Genomic DNA, 19,813 nt, shown 5'->3' with positions numbered 1-19,813 from the left:
TAGCTTCTAACTCAGAAATTGTTTGCTTTTGAGCCTGTACTTTATCTTCTTCTTTAGCTAGTTGAGCATCTTTTTTAGATATTTCTTCTACTTTCTCAGCCAGTTAAACATCTTTCTCAGAAATAGTTTTGTTCTTACTAATTGCTTTATACGAAAGTGCAATAGTTACAACAGAAAATACAGCACAACCAATAATAAATGGCAGGCCAACACTTAATGCTGCAACAGGAGCTAAGAAACCATATAAGGAGCTGCAGCAAACACTCCAGATGCTAATAAAGTTAGAGTAGCCAGAGCACCAGCTACAAGATAGGGTACATTGTTTTTACTTATCATGATTATTCCTCACGTATTATGTTAAATGAGTTTAACATCAATTAAGAAGTAAAGTCAAGTTAATTTTGATACGATAAGATATAAGCTAGTAAATTTAGAAATAAGAAGATTGCTGCCAAGCTACACACTATGCCTCTCCGTGTAATCTTTAAACGAACCTCTGTTAGAGTCAAAATATAGCTTCACACTGCCAATTGGCCCATTTCTCTGCTTTGCAATAACAAGCTCTGCAATATTTCTAATTTTTTCCATTTTTTCTTGCCACTCTCGATGTTTATTGCTTCCTTCACTTGGTTGCTTTCTCAATTCGTAGTATTCTTCTCTATAGAGAAACATTACTATATCTGCGTCTTGCTCTATGCTTCCTGAATCACGTAAATCAGAAAGTTGTGGTTTTTTATCATCCCTCTGCTCAACAGAACGAGAGAGCTGAGATAGTGCAACAACGGGAATATTCAGCTCTTTTGCAATTGCTTTCAAACCCTGCGTCACTTCCGAGATTTCTTGTACTCTATTTTCATTACTTCTTTTTGTTGTTCCTCTGATTAGCTGCAAATAATCAATGAATACCACTTCTACATTATATAATTGATACAGCAAGCGTATTCTGGTGCGAAGGGCACTAATTGATAGCGCAGGGGTGTCATCTATGATGAAAGGCAGTTCAGATAATTCTGTACTAGCATTGATAAATTCATGCAATTCAAAATCACTAATTCTCCCGGTTAATGCCTTATAATAACTAATCCCTGAATCTATAGTGATCAGCCTTGCGGTTAATTGTTCTGCTGACATTTCAAGTGAGAAAAACGCTACATAATGTTGTTTATCTGCTCTTTTTTGCAACATCTTACAAGCATTAAGTGCGATGTTTAGCGCCAGTGCTGTTTTACCCATAGAAGGCCTTGCAGCTAAAATTAATAAATCAGATTTTTGTAGGCCACCAAGAAGCTGATTTAGATCTTGAAGTCCGGTTGTAACGCCCAGCGCTTCTGGATTATTTTTCAGTGTGCTGATCTTCTCAACTACGTCTTTAATTGAACTTGCAAGTTTTATATATGTTTTCTCACCTTGTTTTTTTACTGCTAAGTTGAACAATTTTGTCATTGCTTGTTCAATTTGCGCCTGTGCAGGATTTTCAATATCGTAGTTGTAGCTATCACCAACTATTTCTTGCCCGAGCTTAATTAAACATCTCCTTAAGTAAGTATCACGGATTATTCTAGTCAAACTATAGATATCAAGTGCAATACTTGCCTTTGCTGCAAGCTTTGCTAAGTACTCTACCCCACCACACTCGGTAAACGCTTGGTCGTTCTCAAAAAACATTTTGAGGCTTAGTTCATTGGCAACTATACCGTGTTTCCTGGTTTTGGATATCTGCGTAAAAATACTTTGATGTAATGGATCATAGAAATTTTCTGCTGTGATTGTGTCTTCAACTGCATCACAGATTCTATTATCACGAATCATTGCACCAATAAGCATCTGTTCAGCTTCTAAATTATGCGGTAATTTACATATTTCCTTATCTACACTTCTTGAACTGAGGAGACTAGCTAATTCATTCATTTTAAGTTTTGAGAGTAACTGTTGATTATTGTAGAATATTTAGTCCTCATTTGAAAGACATATAAAATTTGACTAATTCCGTGTTGCCTATAGCATTAAAACTTAATGCCCCTGTGGTGGAATGGTAGACACGGCAGACTCAAAATCTGTTGCTTGCAAAAGCATGCTGGTTCAAGTCCGGCCAGGGGCACGTTAAATATTGGAAAGTATATATATGTTACATAAATTTTTTAATCGTTTATTTTCTATTTTTTCTTCTATAAATGTTATTCAAAAGGTAAAGAAAGATGAAAATGGGATATGTTATGTAACAGGACTTAGGCGCTATATATCAGTATTGCTTGATTTGATTATTATCGTTTTGTTCTTGCAGTTTTGCAGCCAAGCCTTAAATAAGCTCTTTATGAACTCAGAGGATAGCAAAATATTAAGTCAAATTGCTGCAAAATACCAAATGCAAGCGCCACTGTCTGCAGAAGAAAAGACAACGCAGAGTAGACGTATAAAATTACAAATCCTAAATCAAATAGTCCAATGCATTATGCTCTTTTGCTATGTAACATATATGTGGGTAAGGTTTGCTGCTACACCTGGAAAACTATTACTTGGGCTTAGAGTTGTGGATGCACAAACTTTCGAAAAGATGACCCTAAGACAAGCAACAAAGAGATTTTTTTCCTTTATATTGTCAGCTGCACCATTATTCTTGGGCTTTTTATGGTCAAATTTCAACAAACGCTGTCAAACTTGGCACGACAAGATCGCAGGCACAGTGGTTGTCACGAGTAAAAGCCTTAGAAGACAGAACTAAAAACTAAAGAGCTCAAATGAAAGAAGGTAAACTCTAAAGTATACATTTAGTAGCGCTTTCTATGAGAGAAATCGTATTATCTATTCCATAAAGCTTTATGAAAGATCCCATTCTTGGACCGGTTTTTTGGCCAAGTAACGTTTCATATAATAGCTGAAACCAGTCACGTAAGTTGGTATAATCATATTTTTTTCCAATAGAAAATACCTGAGATTGAATTTCTTCAGCAGTAACAGTTGTAGATAGAGAATGTAAAGTGTCCTTCAAATCTAGTAACGCTTCTTTCTCTTTTGCATTTGGAGTTTTATATGATTTTGTTGGTTTGATAAAATCGTGGTAATACTTTACTGCAAAGTCTGAAAGTCTATCGAGCATTTTATTATTTTCTGGTGTGACGCTTGGTGCATAAGTGGATATAAAACCCCAGAGAATCTCTTTGTTTTCAGCGTTACAAGCCGCCGCTAGGTTTAAAAGTAGCGTAAAATTTATACCTGAAGTTTCTATACTGGGAACTTCACCTTGATGAATATGCCATGCAGGATTATTTATATCTTTTTCTTTACTCTCATTATAGCACCTTACAAACTCTAGATACTCATCGGTTGATTTTGGTATCACATCAAAATATAAACGTTTAGCTTTTTTAGGACTCTGAAAAATATACAGTGATAAACTCTCCGTTGGTGCGTAAGTTAGCCACTCTTCAATCGAAATGCCATTTCCTCTTGATTTTGATATTTTCTTTCCTTCTTTATCAAGGAAAAGCTCGTAGCAAAACAGAAGTGGTGGCTTTTCTCCAAGTATTTCACATATTTGACTTGAAAGCACAGCAGATGGAGTTAAATCTTTTCCGTGAGCTTCATAATTTACTCCAAATGCGGCCCACCTCATTCCCCAATCAGGTTTCCATTGCAGTTTACATTTTCCTTTTGTCACTGGAACTTCTATTTTTTCCCCGTTTGGGTCTTCATACGTGATTGTTCCTTTATCTGTATTTGTTTCAATTACTGGAACTTGTAAAACTTGGGAAGTTTTTGGGCATATCGGCAAGAATGGACTGTAAGTCTGCTGCCTTTCTTCCCGAAATGATGGAAGCATTACGTCCATCACTTTATCATAATTTTTCAGCAGGAGTAAAAGTTTTTCATCGTAAACGCCAGATTTATAACACTCTGTTGCACTCCTAAATTCGTATTCAAATTCAAACAAATCAAGAAATTTACACAACAACGAATTCATGTGATGACCATAACTCTCATGAGTGCCAAATGGATCGGGTATCATAGTCAATGGTTTATTTAAGTGCTCCCTTAGCATCTCTTGATTTGGCACATTATCTGGTATTTTTCGCAAACCATCCATATCATCTGAAACTGCAATGATTTTGGTTTTTATACTAGGAGCTATTTTTTTTAATGCATTTACAACAACTGTAGTGCGGAAAACCTCTCCAAAGGTTCCTATGTGGGGTAAACCAGAGGGTCCATAACCAGTTTCAAATATTATTTCTTTTTTATTAGGAAACTCTTGCAATATTTTTTCTGCTTCTTGAAATGGCCAACTTGTCATTATCTGGGTTAAATTATTAATCAATGTATCTTAACTTAAAGTGCTACTAGTTTCAATGGATTTTTAATATAATGATATAGTATTAGTGTTAGAGCTATTATTAGAAGGTTAAAGATATGTCCACAGGTAGTATACAAACAGATCAATTATTTAAAGGTCTTACAAGACCTGCAATGCTCTTTGGTGTGAGTTATATGTTTGCAATATTAAACGTCCTGATTTGCCTGCTAATTTTCATTAATTCAAATGATTTGAGAGTGATTCTTTTAATGTTACCAGGTATACATGGACTTGGCTATATAGCTTCTGCAAAAGAACCTTTGTTTATTGAATTATTTATGGTAAAATTAGGAAAGTGCTCGAAATGTTTAAATCGTTTTTATCATGGAGCCAATTCTTATGATATTGCTTAATGTTGTGTGATGCTGAGGTTTAGGGCTATTCAATCAAAGAGTAAATCTACTCTGAGCAGGGAAGTTCACGCTGCTGAATTTATTCCTTATTCTTGCTATTGGAATAGCACAACCTTGATGACAAAAGAAAATTGGTTGGTTAAGGTTATAAAATTAAGTGGCTTTGCATTTGAAACCGCCGATGACGAGGATTTAGTAATACAAAATAATATCAGGAATCAGATGCTCAGAAGCATTTCATCTCCGGCATTTAGTTTGTATTTTCATACTATCAGACGTAAAAAAAATATTTTTTCTGATGAATTTGCAAGTCAAGGTTTGCCGAATTTTTTCGCTAATCACGTAAATCTAAAATGGAGAGAAAAACACGCAACAAGGCAATCATTTATTAATGACCTATACATTACGATTATCCGTAGAGCAGACACAAAAGGAGTAGAATTTTTGTCATATCTACTAAAAAAATTCGGACATGTAACTTCAAAACATGCTTGGGAAAGTGATATGCGTGCCACGTATGAAGATTTAGAGGAAACGACAAATCGTGTAGTGACAAGCCTTAGAAATTATTCGCCTAAAATTCTTGGAGTAAAAGAAACTCCAGATGGTTTGTTCTGCGAAATAATGGAGTTTCTATCTAGAATCGTAAATTGTGGCTTCGTTACAAATACGCTTTTTCCGCTAAGAACTGAAATATCAAGATACTTACCAGTACATAGGTTATTCTTTGGCCGTAAGATGATACAGGTTGTGACTCATAATGAGAGTAAATATGCTGGAGTAGTTAGTATCAAAGAATATGGAAATCATACTTCTGCAGGAATGCTTGATTCGTTTTTACAACTTCCTTACGAGTTTATAATTACGCAATCTTTTCAATTTATAAACAGGCAAATGGCGATTGGAAAAATGCAGATACAGCAAAATCGAATGATACAGTCTGCAGATAAAGCTATTTCTCAAATAGCAGAAATTTCTCAAGCGCTTGATGACGCAATGAGTGGTAAGATTGCATTTGGTCAACATCACCTGACTATTTTATGTATAGAAAAAAGTCCTAAATCATTGGATAACGCTCTGTCGTTGGTAGAATCAGAGCTTTCTAATTGCGGTGTTTACCCTGTCCGTGAGAGAGTTAACCTTGAACCAGCATTTTGGGCGCAAATTCCTGGTAATTTCGATTATATAGTGAGAAAAGCTACAATAAGTAGTCTTAATTTGGCTGGATTTGCATCTCAACATAATTATCCTACTGGTAATAAATTCAATAACCACTGGGGAGATGCCGTTACAGTTTTCGACACGACATCTGGTACTCCATTTTTTTTCAACTTTCATATAAGGGATGTTGGACACACTATGATAATTGGCCCAACTGGTGCTGGTAAAACTGTTTTAATGAATTTCTTATGTGCTCAAGCGATAAAATTTTCTCCAAGGATATTCTTTTTTGACAAAGATCGCGGTGCAGAGATTTTCTTAAGAGCACTTGGTGGTATCTATACTGTAATAGAACCAAGAACTAAAACAAATTTTAATCCTTTGCAACTTGATGACACCTCTGATAATAGAACATTTTTAATGGAGTGGATAAAGTCTTTAATTTCGGTATATAATGATAAATTTACTTCAGAAGATATTGCACGAATTAATGATGCAATTGAAGGAAATTTTAAATTAAGAAAAGAAGACAGGTTCTTGAGAAACCTTGTACCGTTTTTAGGACTTGCAGGTCCTGATACTCTAGCTGGGGCAATATCTATGTGGCATGATAATGGTTCTCATGCTGCAATATTTGACAATAAAGAAGATTTGCTAGATTTTTCACGAGCAAGAGTATTTGGTTTTGAGATGGCTAGCTTGCTCAAAGATCCTGTTGCCCTTGGACCAGTATTGATTTATTTATTTCATAGGATTAGTATATCTCTTGATGGCACTCCATCTATTATCGTTCTTGATGAGGCATGGGCATTAATAGATAATCCAGTTTTTGCACCCAAGATAAAAGACTGGTTGAAGGTACTGAGAAAACTAAATGCTTTTGTGATTTTTGCTACTCAGAGTGTTGAGGATGCAAGTAAAAGTGCTATTAGCGATACGCTTGTACAACAAACAGCGACACAGATTTTTTTACCAAATCTGAAAGCTACTAGTGTCTATCGGGATGTTTTTATGTTAACTGAACGTGAATATATATTAATTAAGCACACAGATCCGAGTACTAGATTCTTTTTGGTGAAACAAGGAGTTAATGCTGTAGTAGCTAGAATAGACTTAAAAGACCTGGATGATATAATCAACGTATTATCTGGACGTGCAGAAAGCGTTCTATTGTTACACGATATATTAAATGAAGTTGGGGACAACCCAAAAGTATGGTTGCCTATATTTTATCAGAAGGTAAAAAATGTTTAAGACTAAGCTGTCATTGCTATTAATTGCGATATTTTTACTAAATATAGACTTTTTACTCTCATATCCAGTGCTTGCAGATGGAGTAAGTGGTACTGACAAGACAGAATTTGTTAGCAGATTTAATTCCACTGGCAGCTTCAGTCGTGCCTCTAATCCTGATTGTGGGGCGTTTAAAACAGCTGCAGCACTTGCTGGAATAGCGATTGCTGTTGGCGCAATATTTACTGGCATTGTCTTAATCGTCTCTTCTGCTGGTTTGTTTACCGCTCTTGTTATTGTTGGAATGATAGCTGCAATTGTTGGAGTCTGGAAAGCAATAGGGGGGCTTGTTGTTTGTGAACATAGTTTTGTTAAACACCCAGTTGCACGTGGTCATGATGGAAAATACAAAAATTTTAAAGAAGACACAGGTTATAGTGGCTGCACCAATAAAAATTACCAAACAGAAGATGAATATTTTTCTTGTTTGCAAGATAAAGCTCGGGAAGACGTGAACAAAAAAGACTATGACGGGAAAAGAGCAGAAAAAGAAGCCTTAAATTCTAATGTTCAGGAGAGTACAGAAAGTTATTACTGGCCAAAAAACGGTGTGCAATACAGTGAATATATAGAAATATGTCATCGAAATCCTTTAACTTTTGGTAATCTTTTTAACAAGAAAGACTTTGATTCCAGAGAAAAACCTGGATACATAGACTTTGATGTAAGGGAAAAAGATACTGGATATGTAGATGGGTCATGGTCCCCGACGGTCGATGGTGAGCTGAAATGTAAAGTTCTTAAAGCTGGGCAAAGCGAAACCATACATGGGTCAACATTTAAAGCAGTAAGAAAAATGGGCAGGTTGTGTGTGGAGCTGGGAAGTGTAAGCATGCTTGGTATCGAAATGACTCCTTGGCCGCAAGGGGTTGATATGGGGTGCACGGAATTGCCACCTGACCCACTTGCTCCTATGTGTGAAAAATCTATGATGATTTTCAAGGATAAGGCCAGTGTTAATACTGATAAGCCAATAGAAATTGATCCCAAGAAAGATTACAAAACTCTGATAAGGGAAACGGAAGAAAAAGGAAAAGTTTTTGTAGGTTATGATAATGCTCGCTGTTTTAGCTCGTATGTCTCTAAAGCTTGCTATAACCAGGCAGGGAGTAAATCATTAGCTCCTATTCCCGTGACTTCTATGATAGTGCAATGCATTAAGGAATCGTTAGATAATTTAGTTGCAGGTATTGATTCAAGTGGCAGCCCACTTAAAGATAAAGATGGACATAACAAGGGCAGTTTCTTATCTGTAGCACAAAAGAGGTTGAAAAACACTGTAACTGCTGTTTTGGTTTTAGCTTTAATACTGTTCTCTATAAAAGCTATGTCTGGTGGAGTTCGCAGTCCACAAGAGATGTACATGTTGATTATTAAATTCGCTTTAGTGATTTACTTCACAACAGGCAGTACCATGTCTCATTATTATGGAGAATTAACTCGTCTCTCAAATGGTTTGTCAGAAATAGTATTGAAAGCTTCATCTGAAAGTAAAGGAATATGTAATTATGAAGCTAATGATTATAAATATAGTACAGGAAATTATAGCTACCTTGCACCTTGGGATAGGCTTGATTGCAGAATTTTATTTTATTTAGGAGCACCTTTAGATGGAATCGGTGGCAAAATTGGTACTGGAGGTGTTGCAACGTTAGCAGTCTTGCTTGGTGCTGCTCCTGTCTTGTTAGTTGCAGGTTCGGTGATTGGTATTATTTTCGCTGGTGGACAAATTTTAGTAGCTCTTGTCTGTATATTTATGGCCGTTCTGATGATGATGGTTATTTTGTGGCTGTGCTATGTATTTATTTTATCTCTAGTTGCTTTAAGTGTAATTGTTATTCTATCACCTTTGTTTATTCCTATGGTTTTATTCCAACACACCAAAGGATATTTTGACGGCTGGGTGAAAGAGTTGATTACCTATAGCTTATACCCGGTTATCCTTTTTGCGTTTTTGTCCTTTATGTTCATAGCATGTGATAAAATATATTTTAAAAATTTGAAATTTGAATCGGATAAGCTATATGAAAAGAAACAAGCAGAAACCTCAGATAGTAAGAAAAAACAGTGGTTCAAATTGAAGGATGGTGAATGTGATAAAAATGAAACTACTCTTGCATGTATGATGCAAAATTATAGCTTTAAAAAGAGCAACATACTTGGTCTATTCTACTTTACATACATGGAGTTTGGCAGCTCTCTCATCGGAGAGTTATTAAAGTTGTGTCTAGTGTTATTCCTCTTTTACCACTTTTTAAACATTCTTCCTAACATGGCTGCTGAACTTGCTGGTAACCATAGAGCATTACTCGGTTCTGGTAGTACACCTGGACAAATGGTGGGCAAAGCTTTATCTGCTGCCAAAGCCGCTGCTGGAGGTGTTGGTCAAGCTGCTGCTGCGGCTGTCAAGAAGGCAAGAGGTGGTGCTGGTGGAGGAGGTGGAGATAGTGGTAAAGGTTCCAGCGAAAAGATTAACTAAGGTGGCGGTGATGCTAGTTAAGGTAAGTAACAGATGCTTAAACGTTTAAGTAACCAAAACTTGGGTAAGCTATGCATAAGTTTTGTGGTACTTTTTTTATTGTCTGGATGCGGGGAGGATCACTGTATTAAGCCAGAAAATTTATCAGGTTTGCGTGAAAAACTAGATATAGTGTCAACAGAGCAGAAGTGGGTTGATTCTGGTGTTTACATCTCAGATGGGATAAGAAGCGTAACAGAGATTAATATAGTGCCTAGTAAGGTTAATTTTTGTCCTAAGCAGTATGCAGATTTTGCAATTAGGCCTGGGAGAAATGACGTTACATTACCATTTGCACTTAAAAAAGACGATACGATAAGCTTTAGTGTTATTGGAAGTAAAGTGTGTAAAGATAAAGAGAGTGAGACAAAAATCAGGTACGTGAAAATTGATGAAAAGTGCAGCGAGAAAGAAGAGGAGTATTTTGCACATGTTTTAAATCGAGAAGGATGTCAGGATGGAATATGTCCTAATAAGTACATACGAAGCAATGAATACTGGCTGCATCAAAATGGAAAAGAATATCAGAGTCCAGATTTTTCAAGATCAGATCAAGATAAAAGAAGAAAGGAGATCGAAGATATTGTCAATTCTATAAAACAACAAGGAAAAGATATAGACTGCAGCTCGCTTTCAAGTAATCAAGCAAGCAAGATAGATACATATATCTTAGACCTAACCTGTAAATATGCATGCTTTCTTGATAATCGTGGAGAAAAGCTTTGTTTGCCTAGTCTTGCACAGAATGCTACAAAAAGCAATCTGGGTAAATCCATTAAAAGTGCTTTAAAGTCTGTTAGTAAAGAATCTGTTGGTGAGGCTATTAGTGACATTTTAAAGAATGCAGAAATAGAAACTGATGTTCAACACTTAAGTGTTTATATGGATGGTGTAAAGTTTAAAAATGCGCAAGATGGTGGTATATGTACTAGTTATGACCATCAGATAAGTAAAAACCATGCAATAGGCTCAGAGTTGATTTTTGCGTTAGGTGATGGTGGTGGCAAGGGCGGTTACAACATTAGGGTAACAAAAAACCATAGTCTGGAGAATAGCTTATATATAAGCGTCTCTGACAAACTTCCTGAACGTGAGCCTGACGAAACTCAGGGAGATATATCTGTGGATATTAGCCAAGTTCATGATACTGAGTACATGGAAGGCTTAAAAGAAAAGTTAAAAGACAAAACAGGCACCATATATTACGGAATAAGAGACCATGGCTGCGATTACAAAAATGAAGGTCAGTTTAGCATTAACCTAACAACTAAAGAGCCACCTACAAGAACTTTTAGTGCAATCTATAATTTTTTTGACGAAAAAGTAAAAACTGCATTTTTTGGTTCCAGCTATAAAGACTCCAACGCGATTCACTCTGATACTAGTCCTGTAAAGCATCTTTACGAAAGTTTTCTAAAATCAAGCAAAACAAACATCATTAGATCTACGATAATATCGCTGTTAGTATTATACATAATCTTATATACCCTTTACTACTTTTTTGGATTAACTCATATTTCTATATATGAGTTTCTAATTATATGCGTAAAGATAGGAGTTATTACCCAGCTGCTGCAGGACAACAGTTGGAATTTTTTTTATAACAATGCATTTTCTATTTTTATTAACACCCCAAAACAGTTAATAGAAATAGCAAATTTCAGAGGCACTACTTCAAATGTTTTTGAGTTTCTTGATTTGCCGTTAAATAGATTTCTGTCATCGCATTCAGTATTGTTGATAGTATCTCTTATATTTTCTGGCCCTTTGGGCATTGTATCTTTTTGCTTGGTGATTTGGGGTTTAATCACAGTGAGCTTATCTATTTTTAATGCCTTATTTTCTTTTATTACATCTATAGCAATAGTTGCGTTATTGCTTTCTTTAGCACCTATTTTTATTATTTGTCTTTTATTTGCGTATACTAGGCAGATGTTTCACAACTGGGTTAAAAATTTAGCAAGATTTGCGATTCATCCAGTAGTGCTTTTAATTTTTATATCACTGATAAGTCAGGTTATGGATTATATCATATATTCAGTATTTGATTTTGAAGTCTGCTCTACGTGTATACTTAGTATTAACCTAAAGATTTTTAACCCTTGTATCTTCTATGGTTATGCTTCCAAATATACACCTAATATTACCGCTATGATGGCTTTTGTTATTTTGGGACACGCTATGAAAGCTTTAGTTAAAGCTTCTTCGGCAATATCTGACTCGTTGTTTGGTGCTTATGTGCAAAACGAACCTGGAAAAGAATATCAACAAAGCTTAATGGGAACAGTAGGGTTAGATGAACAAAGCATTCAAAGAAGAGGAGGAGGTACTTTTCAACAGTCAGGTGCGTCAAGACCTCAAATACCACAAGGGACTCAAAGGTCAACGCCTCAGATACCACAACCAGGAAGACAGCAATGATAAGTAAAAGATCACTATTATTGATACTGTGTCTTACAATCACTGGTTGTAACATGGATTGTGTCGAACCTGGGTTGCAAAGCAGAAACACCAGCGTTAATGTGGATGTTCCAGTTCATAAAGCCGATAAAATTCATTGGGTTGATTCTGGTCAGGTAATTAGTGAGGGTGAGGAAATCAAATTCACCCTCGATGGATCAGTAAATTTTTGCCCTCTTAAAGAAGGTAAAAATCCAAGGAAAGTACTTGTGCCAGCTAGCTTTTGTGCTGATGGCTTAGAACCAAATTATAGTAAAGCTGCAAATATTAACGATGTGCCTAATAATTATGGCGTTGATGAAAAAGGCGTAAATGAAAACGAATTGTGCGGCGGTAAAGAATTTGGCAGCAATAGACGTTATGTGGACACTGGAATTAAAGTAAATCCTGGTGATAAGTTAAGCTTCAGCTTAATTCCCAGGAAGATAACAATTGATTATGATAATCCAGAAGGGAAAGGCATCAATTTTGATGATAATTGTTATAAAGCTGTAGAAAATGACCGTAAGGAAACTGTATATAAGAAAGCTACAGTGAGTGAAGTACATCAGGGGGGAGAGTTTTTTTGTGATGGTAAAGATGGTACAAAAAATGAAATACAATTTTTACCTCTTGATAAAACAAAAGCAAAGGAAAGCAAAGTGCTAGTTGGCAATGGTTACACCCCATATGATAATAAGGTACATTTTAATAAAGGTTATATTCAAGACAACGAACCATGGATATATGGCTCGCTACTCGATTTACGCCGCGCTAAAATAGGATTGAACGAATTATGTGATGGAAAAAACTGCGATTCTAACGAGGTGAAAAAGTACAGCTCTTATGAGCTTAATTGTTACTATCAGAACGTGTGCTATACCGAGAAGGGTATATGGAATTATACATATAAAGACAAAGAACGGAACTGTGTCTCTTCTATAAGGTATAGCAAATATGATAAAGGAAATAAATGTGACATGTATTCTCACCTTAAAGGAGTTGAAGATAAGCTTAAGAGGATAGAAGAAAATAAAGGGGGTCCCATGCAGATTAACGTTGATTTTACATCAAACACTGAAGAAGATATCTCATGGGCTGAGGCTCTTGTTGCAAAAATTGGTGATCTTGATAATCATGATGCTGCTAAAGGTATTCAATGTCTTCCAAAGGAAAGGGGTGCAAAAGGGGATAATGTGTGTTCACAAATTAAAGATGAATTTGGAGATTTTTCTCTGAGGTTAAATCATGACTATCCAATAGGAAGTGTAACACTTGGTAGTAGTGTGATGCTTGCTATAGCAGATTATGGTCACTATGAAGCTAATAGGGGTGGGTACCATGTTAAAGTGACTAGATCATGTGAATATATTAATGGCGAAAAATTATATGTATATTTAGGTGATAACCCACCTAAAGATTTGCATGGTGTAGGAACTAATGATTTTAAAGTGGTAAGAGAAAGAGTAGACGGAAAAGATGAGTACACCATATTAGATGTAATAAGCGGAGAACACTTTCAGAATGAAGAATCTAAGAAGATATATTTTGGTATTGATGTAAGCAACGTAGAGAGAGATGACATTACGGACAAAAATGGCAAATATTATGAAAATAATAAGTACACAGTAACTTTATTTGTCAAAAGAAAAATTAATGATTTTATTTCATCAAATATAAACAAGATATTTGGTTTTATGAAAAAAGAAGTAATTGGGGACAGCGTTAAAGATTCATACAAAGGATATGCAAGAGGTCTTCTTCAAGGAGTAAGAGCTTTGCTTACTCTATACGTTATATTTACTGTCGTTGGCTATATGCTTGGAACAATACAGCTAAGTAAATTTGATTTCATTGTAAGAATGTTCAAGATAGCATTTATAGCTTTTGCCTTTAGCGATAGAAGCTGGGAACTTTTTGGTACAACTTTATCCAGACTTTTTATAGATGGTAGCACTTATTTAGTTGATAGCTTTTCTGGCTATATAGGGGAAGGGGGGGGGAAATTTGCATTCTTAGACTTGACAGCAGGAATATTATTCACAGGAGAAACTTGGTTAAAGTTTTTATCGTTGATGCTCTCTGGTCCTTTTGGCTTTATTGCATTTTTGGCAATACTCTACGCTACTTTTGCGTTTTTAAAATGCATTATTAGCGCTACGTTTAAATATGTAATATCTACTGTTCTAGTAGCGTTTTTACTGTCATTAACACCTTTGTTTATCGTGTTTATTTTATTTCAACAGACTAAACCCTTGTTTGATAACTGGATAAAAACGCTGGCTCACGTTGCAGTACAACCAGTTATTTTATTTTCATCTTTATCTCTTTTAAATCAGTTGATGTATTCAGTTCTATACAATCTCACAAATTTTTCTGCATGCTATCAATGTTTAATTAGCGTAAATTTCTTATCGTATGATCTGTGCTTGATGAAATCAATACTGCCTCTTGGATACAGTCCTGGCACTAATGTTGATGTTGCACTCAGTACCGGAGAAAGGGCTGATGGGCACTTTGCAGCGTTGCCCATAGATCTGATCCAAGCATTTATGTACTTAATTATTGCTAATGCAATGGAAGCTTTTGTTACTATATCAGAAACTATGGCACAAGCACTATTCAGCTCTGGTTGGGGAGCTGCTCAAAATGTTAGCAAAGTTGCCGGTAGCGCATCACAAGCTATACTGTCGGCTGTTGGCCTTGATAATAACACCCAAGGTATGATACAGAACATTAGGCAACAAGTGGGTAAAGATCGGACGGAAGTTGACGTGAAGGATAATTCCATGAGCCCTAAATCTGAAATACCAGAACAATCAGGTAAGCAAGAAGGTCCTGATAAAAAGGAGAGGGGGAGCTCTAAACCTGAAGCACTAAAACAATCAGGTCAGCAAAAAAATCCTGATGAAACAATAAGAAGTGATCCTAGTGATAAAGCTAAAAACAAGGAAGGAAATGGAGAGAAGTAAGATATGAATGATGTTATGGAGTAACTAATTAAAAAGATATTTTAAGTAAAGTTTTAGAAATTTATTTCTATATTTGGAAAAAGTTTAGATATGCAATCACGCTTAGGCAAATGTTGGTTTAGGGTATTACTTCTTGCAGCTTATGTGCTGATCACAGGTTGTAGTAAGAACGATATGCCTTTCCCAAGGTGCATATCTGCCGATTATTTTGGTCCTGAACCTATTGCAGTAAGCGCTCATTTTACAAACGATCACGATGCGTTTATTCCAGAAGATGGAGAAGTTATTGATCCTGAAACTGGAGAAATTAATTATGGTTTCCACCATAACCAAGTGGTGAAGTGGAAAGATACTGGATTAGAAACCAATGGAGATAGCTTAATAGTGCGAGTTAATGGTGCATGGACATCTTGGAGTAATAATAACAAGAAGGAATCTAAAAAAGGCAGTTATACCTTACAAAGCTTGGAGCAGTTAAAATATGCAACTAAATTTGAAGGCAAGTCAGGTGATAATAGTCTACCTGACTTTCACTTAGTTTGTAATGATTATAAACCTAGCATACAAAAATTTTCAAGTAAGCCTGATGCAAGTTGCACTGTAAAGTGCAAGTGCATTAATGAAGATGATAGCGCAAATACAGTATCACGTGGTGCTCCATGCTGGTTTACCAATGGTCATGGTGCTTATCTTTTGTTTCAAACGGGGAAAGATGATCCTAACGAAAATCTAAAGTTAATGCGCGATCCTCAATATCCTACTGTACATCTAGGTTATAACTTCACAGCAGAGGGCGCCAATGGACTTTTTACTTTAGACAGAGATAGCACTAAATTAAAGGACAGGAATTGTAATCCGGTAAAGTTAGAAAAGGGATGGAAAATATATGTAAAAATATTAGATAGATATTACTTAGATAATGTAGGTGGCTACTCTTTTGAGTTTTTGGGTGGAGTACAAAAACTAGGTACCTTTGGATTTTTCAATGAAGTTTATCATTATCTAAAAGACACTTTATTGATCTCACCTAATAAAGATTGTAAAGGTAGTGAGTGTGCGGCTGCGCAAACTATGTTTGAGAATATAGTTAAAAAAGGTTCAAGTTTTCACAATTTTGTTCTTTCCTTGCTTGTTCTATTTGTAATGATTTCATCGCTTCTTTATCTTTTTGGCATGATACGAGAAACTAAGCATGATATGCTCATCAGAATGATGAAAATCACTCTAGTAATAGTGCTTATATCTCCTGGAAGTTTTAGATTTTTCTATGATCATTTTCTCGTTCTATTCGTTAAAGGTCTTGAACAACTGATAAGTATAATTACTAATTTTGCTCCCAACATGAACACCGGAAGTATTGCTCAAGGAGATGAAGCTAAGTTGTTTAGGTTCATGGAGGACATGTTCAATAAGTTTTTTGCTTATTCTGTTTGGAAAAAGTTTGCAGCGTTTTTACATTACCAAATGTGGGCAAGCTTACTTATGATACCAGCAATTTTCATAGGGATAGTTTTATATTTCTTGCTGTGCTTATATGCTTACATAATATTTCTCTCTGGTTTTATGGGTATAGCTTTTCTTATAGCTATCATGCCATTGTTCCTGATCTCTATTTTATTTTCACCGCTGAAAAGTCTGTTTGAAGGTTGGATAAAATTCTGCATCAGCTTTTGTTTACAGTCGATTATGATATTTGCTCTCTTGTCATTACTGGCTTCCATTATAATGAATACCTTTTATAGGCAGTTAGGTTTTACTGTATGCTACAATAAATGGTTTGAGGTAAGGTTATGTGCTCCAAAATGGGTGTTTGGCGGTTTTTGTATCGTTGATAAGCAGTACTTTGGTTGGACCCCAGGGCAAATTTTCGTACCTTACACTCTTGGAGAAGCTTCTCCGCTGAACGTAGATAAGAACATAGAAGGTATAGAAAAGATAAGCAGAGAAGGTGGTACAATAAAATTTACTGGAGGCGCTGGATATATCCCGCTTCCACCGGATTACCCTAAAGATAAAAATGGTGAACATATAAAAGGGTTTCGTTATATAGATTATCCTTTCTTTAATCCAATTCCTGGAACTAAAGATAATCCAGCAGACCACTATATTGCGGAAAGTGATATAGTAGTGGATAATAACTGTAGTGCAAAGGATCTAGTACGCTTAACAAATAGTTTATCTCATGCATCAGAGAGGGCTAACATTATATTACTAATCAACAATATAGACAAAAAGATAGGTGGTATGAATAGTAAAATAACAGAGCTTTACTGTCAACCTCAGCAAGATGAAGAAAAATGTAAAAATTATAGGAAAATAGTGGATGACTACAGAAAAGGTACCATAAGACCAGATCTTAAAAGAGAGATAAAGTCTTTAGTGGAAAAGGTGATTAAAAGTGATAAAAGCTGTAAATTGGAAAATTTCTCTGACTTAAATAAAGATTATCAAAATAATAGCGATTACCAAAGGGTGCAAGACATACAGAGAGGTTATTTAATCAATGCAGGAGAGATCTTTGTACTATTCTTGCTTTCATTTTTAATGTTCTCCTTACGCGAGTTCGTACAACAGATGGGCTCAAGTATAGCTGGTGGTGGATTCAGCGTTTACAATATATCTAGAATGTATGAAGCATCGCCTTTGGTTGGCATAATGGAAGAATTCAAACAGCAGTGGCAAAATTTTGCTGGTGGAAAACTAGAGTCTTTAGGCAGTTGGGCTACTCATTTACCAGACAGATTAGCCGGAGGTACAGCTAATCTACTGGGTAGGATACCAAGAGTTGGAGGTGTACTGAAACATGCTATTGATGCGCCACGTAAACTTGTAAATGCTACTATTGAAGCAACAAAATTTGTGACATCGCCTGAAAATGACATTGATAAGCTTGAGGAAAAAATTTACAGGGCATTTGGAGTTGATAAAGAAGATATTACACATAGAAGGATTGGTAAATATTTAGATTATTATAAAGGATATGTAGGGTCACATTTGGGCTATACAATAGAAGATGCTATGAAGTTTACTTGGGAGCATGGCCTTGATTCTATAGGAGTTAGCCACCGTACAGGAGAAAAAGATGGTTACCAAGGTAATCTGCTCTGTAGAGCAAAATCGCATAGGCGAGATTTCTTAGAAAAACTTCATGATTACACTATCGGACGTAAGAGAGAACCAGAAAAAGACAAGCTTGATCAACCACTAAAGGAAAATAAGTCTGATCAATCAAATGAATTAGCACGAGAGTTAGGCACAGAAAAATACACTAATACTCCGGAAGCTATAGAAAAACGTGCTGAAAGAGCTAGAAGAAAAAAAGAAAGAGATCAAGAAGGCGAAAATTACGACACCTCATTACTTTTTGGAGAAGATACAGAACGTGAGAATAATGAAAGGGCTGATAACAGGGGTGATAATGACGAAGAATCATAACTTTAAAGGATTAAATTATTATGGTCTGCAGCAAGACGGTGATGGTAATATAAAGTTAAATGACTACGATGACATTTTAAATGCGCGTAGGGCAAGAGTAGATCTACTATTAGACAACACACTAGACAACAATATCGACCTCACTAAATTAAATAAAGCTTTGAGTGAGAAATTTGTAGATAATCATAGTTTATTGTCTGAATTTGATAAGGAAGACAAAGAGATTGCACAAGAAAGGCTTAAGGTGTTTAATATTTTAGACAATCTTGATAATCTTGCAAACATTAAAAGTGAAGATCTATTAGAGGTTAGTTTATTACTATCAGATCTTAGCTTCGTAGAGAGAAATGTTGTACTGAATACCGATCAGAATTCCGATTTAGTAGGATTTAAAAACCTATTTGTTGAAAAAAAAGCATCTGGCGAAGAGTATAGTGATGAAGAATGTAAAAGCTTTCTCGATAACATAGATAAAATTAATACTATAATTAAGCTGGAGTTAGAAAGCAGAATTGAAGGGATAAATCATGATGAAAGAAATGATTATGGTGGTTTACAAGATGAGATTGGTCAAGCAATTAATGCAGTAGGCAGATCAGAAAAAAATAACGGATGAGTTTTGTGTTTGTGTTTTTCTTACAAGCGACTCGATAGCTTCTCTCTATTAAACTGCTAAAGCCATATTGACATTAATCATATAGTATTAAATAATTAGTTATTTTGGAGCTTATTTAGTATGCTACGCATCATTGCAGGCAAATATCGCGGAAGAAAAATAACTACAGGTAAGCATTTAGCTGCACGGCCAACTATGAGTGTTGTCCGAGAAGCAATATTTAGTATACTTTCCTCAAGAAAACCTATTTATAACTTGAATGTACTTGATTTATTCTGCGGAAGTGGCTCTTTTTCATTTGAAGCACTTTCTCGCGGCGCTAAACATGCATTCATGGTGGATTCAGATTATTACAATTTGCAACTGCCTAAAAAAACAGCAGAAGATTTTGGAATTACGAACAATGTCACGCTAATTTGTTGCAGTGCTAACAAATTGCCACAACCTATTTCAAAGTGCGATGTAGTTTTTATAGACCCACCTTACAATAGCAATCTAGTTGAATCAACGTTGAATGGAATAGCTCACTCAGGCTGGTTAAGTGATGATGCATTGATAATTCTAGAGATTAGGAAAAACGAAGGTTTTGAGTGCAATAAAAACTTCAGTATAATCTTGGAACGTACCTACGGTATAGCAAGAATAATTTTTCTTTCTCTATTAACTTAAACTTGCATA

At 35.6% G+C, this 19,813-nt stretch carries 12 protein-coding genes and 1 tRNA gene; 11 read left to right on the top strand and 2 right to left on the bottom strand.

The window, feature by feature from the left end; genetic code table 11:
- Positions 1 to 128: 128 nt before the first annotated feature.
- Positions 129 to 290: a hypothetical protein gene (locus AAGD99_RS05760; protein ID WP_341822854.1), complete on the top strand. Its 162-nt coding sequence runs from the start codon at positions 129 to 131 to the stop codon at positions 288 to 290.
- A gap of 166 nt (positions 291 to 456) precedes the next feature.
- Here AAGD99_RS05760 and AAGD99_RS05755 read toward each other — a convergent pair whose 3' ends face one another.
- Positions 457 to 1,908, bottom strand: coding sequence for a replicative DNA helicase (locus AAGD99_RS05755; protein WP_253309169.1), 1,452 nt, complete (start codon positions 1,906 to 1,908; stop codon positions 457 to 459).
- Positions 1,909 to 2,015: 107 nt separating this feature from the next.
- Between AAGD99_RS05755 and AAGD99_RS05750 the strand changes: the two genes are divergently transcribed.
- Positions 2,016 to 2,098: transfer RNA gene (locus tag AAGD99_RS05750), tRNA-Leu, on the top strand.
- A gap of 24 nt (positions 2,099 to 2,122) precedes the next feature.
- The gene (locus AAGD99_RS05745; RefSeq protein WP_341822853.1) at positions 2,123 to 2,719 is read left to right on the top strand and encodes an RDD family protein; all 597 of its coding nucleotides are present in this window, start codon (positions 2,123 to 2,125) and stop codon (positions 2,717 to 2,719) included.
- Between the two features lie 33 nt (positions 2,720 to 2,752).
- On the opposite strand, the gene AAGD99_RS05740 is transcribed toward AAGD99_RS05745, so the two are convergent.
- The gene (locus tag AAGD99_RS05740; protein WP_253307378.1) at positions 2,753 to 4,288 is read right to left on the bottom strand and encodes a lysine--tRNA ligase; all 1,536 of its coding nucleotides are present in this window, start codon (positions 4,286 to 4,288) and stop codon (positions 2,753 to 2,755) included.
- Positions 4,289 to 4,404: 116 nt separating this feature from the next.
- Here AAGD99_RS05740 and AAGD99_RS05735 point away from each other — a divergent pair, with 116 nt between their 5' ends.
- The 8 genes from AAGD99_RS05735 to rsmD all read left to right on the top strand — a co-directional run bounded on the left by AAGD99_RS05735 (position 4,405) and on the right by rsmD (position 19,804).
- Positions 4,405 to 4,701, top strand: a complete 297-nt coding sequence (locus AAGD99_RS05735; protein ID WP_253307377.1) for a type IV secretion system protein VirB3 — start codon at positions 4,405 to 4,407, stop codon at positions 4,699 to 4,701.
- A gap of 9 nt (positions 4,702 to 4,710) precedes the next feature.
- Positions 4,711 to 7,116, top strand: a complete 2,406-nt coding sequence (locus AAGD99_RS05730; protein WP_264688467.1) for a VirB4 family type IV secretion/conjugal transfer ATPase — start codon at positions 4,711 to 4,713, stop codon at positions 7,114 to 7,116.
- Positions 7,109 to 9,634: a type IV secretion system protein gene (locus tag AAGD99_RS05725; RefSeq protein WP_341822852.1), complete on the top strand. Its 2,526-nt coding sequence runs from the start codon at positions 7,109 to 7,111 to the stop codon at positions 9,632 to 9,634. Before AAGD99_RS05730 ends, AAGD99_RS05725 begins: the two co-directional genes overlap by 8 nt.
- Positions 9,635 to 9,667: 33 nt before the next feature.
- Entirely contained in the window at positions 9,668 to 12,094 is a 2,427-nt protein-coding gene (locus AAGD99_RS05720; protein WP_341822851.1) for a type IV secretion system protein, read from the top strand.
- Positions 12,091 to 15,084, top strand: coding sequence for a type IV secretion system protein (locus AAGD99_RS05715; protein ID WP_341822850.1), 2,994 nt, complete (start codon positions 12,091 to 12,093; stop codon positions 15,082 to 15,084). Before AAGD99_RS05720 ends, AAGD99_RS05715 begins: the two co-directional genes overlap by 4 nt.
- Positions 15,085 to 15,174: 90 nt before the next feature.
- Positions 15,175 to 18,519: a type IV secretion system protein gene (locus tag AAGD99_RS05710; protein WP_341822849.1), complete on the top strand. Its 3,345-nt coding sequence runs from the start codon at positions 15,175 to 15,177 to the stop codon at positions 18,517 to 18,519.
- Positions 18,503 to 19,135, top strand: a complete 633-nt coding sequence (locus AAGD99_RS05705; RefSeq protein ID WP_341822848.1) for a hypothetical protein — start codon at positions 18,503 to 18,505, stop codon at positions 19,133 to 19,135. Before AAGD99_RS05710 ends, AAGD99_RS05705 begins: the two co-directional genes overlap by 17 nt.
- A gap of 120 nt (positions 19,136 to 19,255) precedes the next feature.
- The gene (rsmD, locus tag AAGD99_RS05700; protein WP_341822847.1) at positions 19,256 to 19,804 is read left to right on the top strand and encodes a 16S rRNA (guanine(966)-N(2))-methyltransferase RsmD; all 549 of its coding nucleotides are present in this window, start codon (positions 19,256 to 19,258) and stop codon (positions 19,802 to 19,804) included.
- Positions 19,805 to 19,813 lie beyond the last annotated feature (9 nt).

This window comes from Wolbachia endosymbiont (group A) of Clivina fossor (genome assembly GCF_964026865.1).
Classification (GTDB): Bacteria; Pseudomonadota; Alphaproteobacteria; order Rickettsiales; family Anaplasmataceae; genus Wolbachia.
Note: the sequence above shows the minus strand (reverse complement) of the source record. Positions and strands in the feature narration are given on the sequence as shown.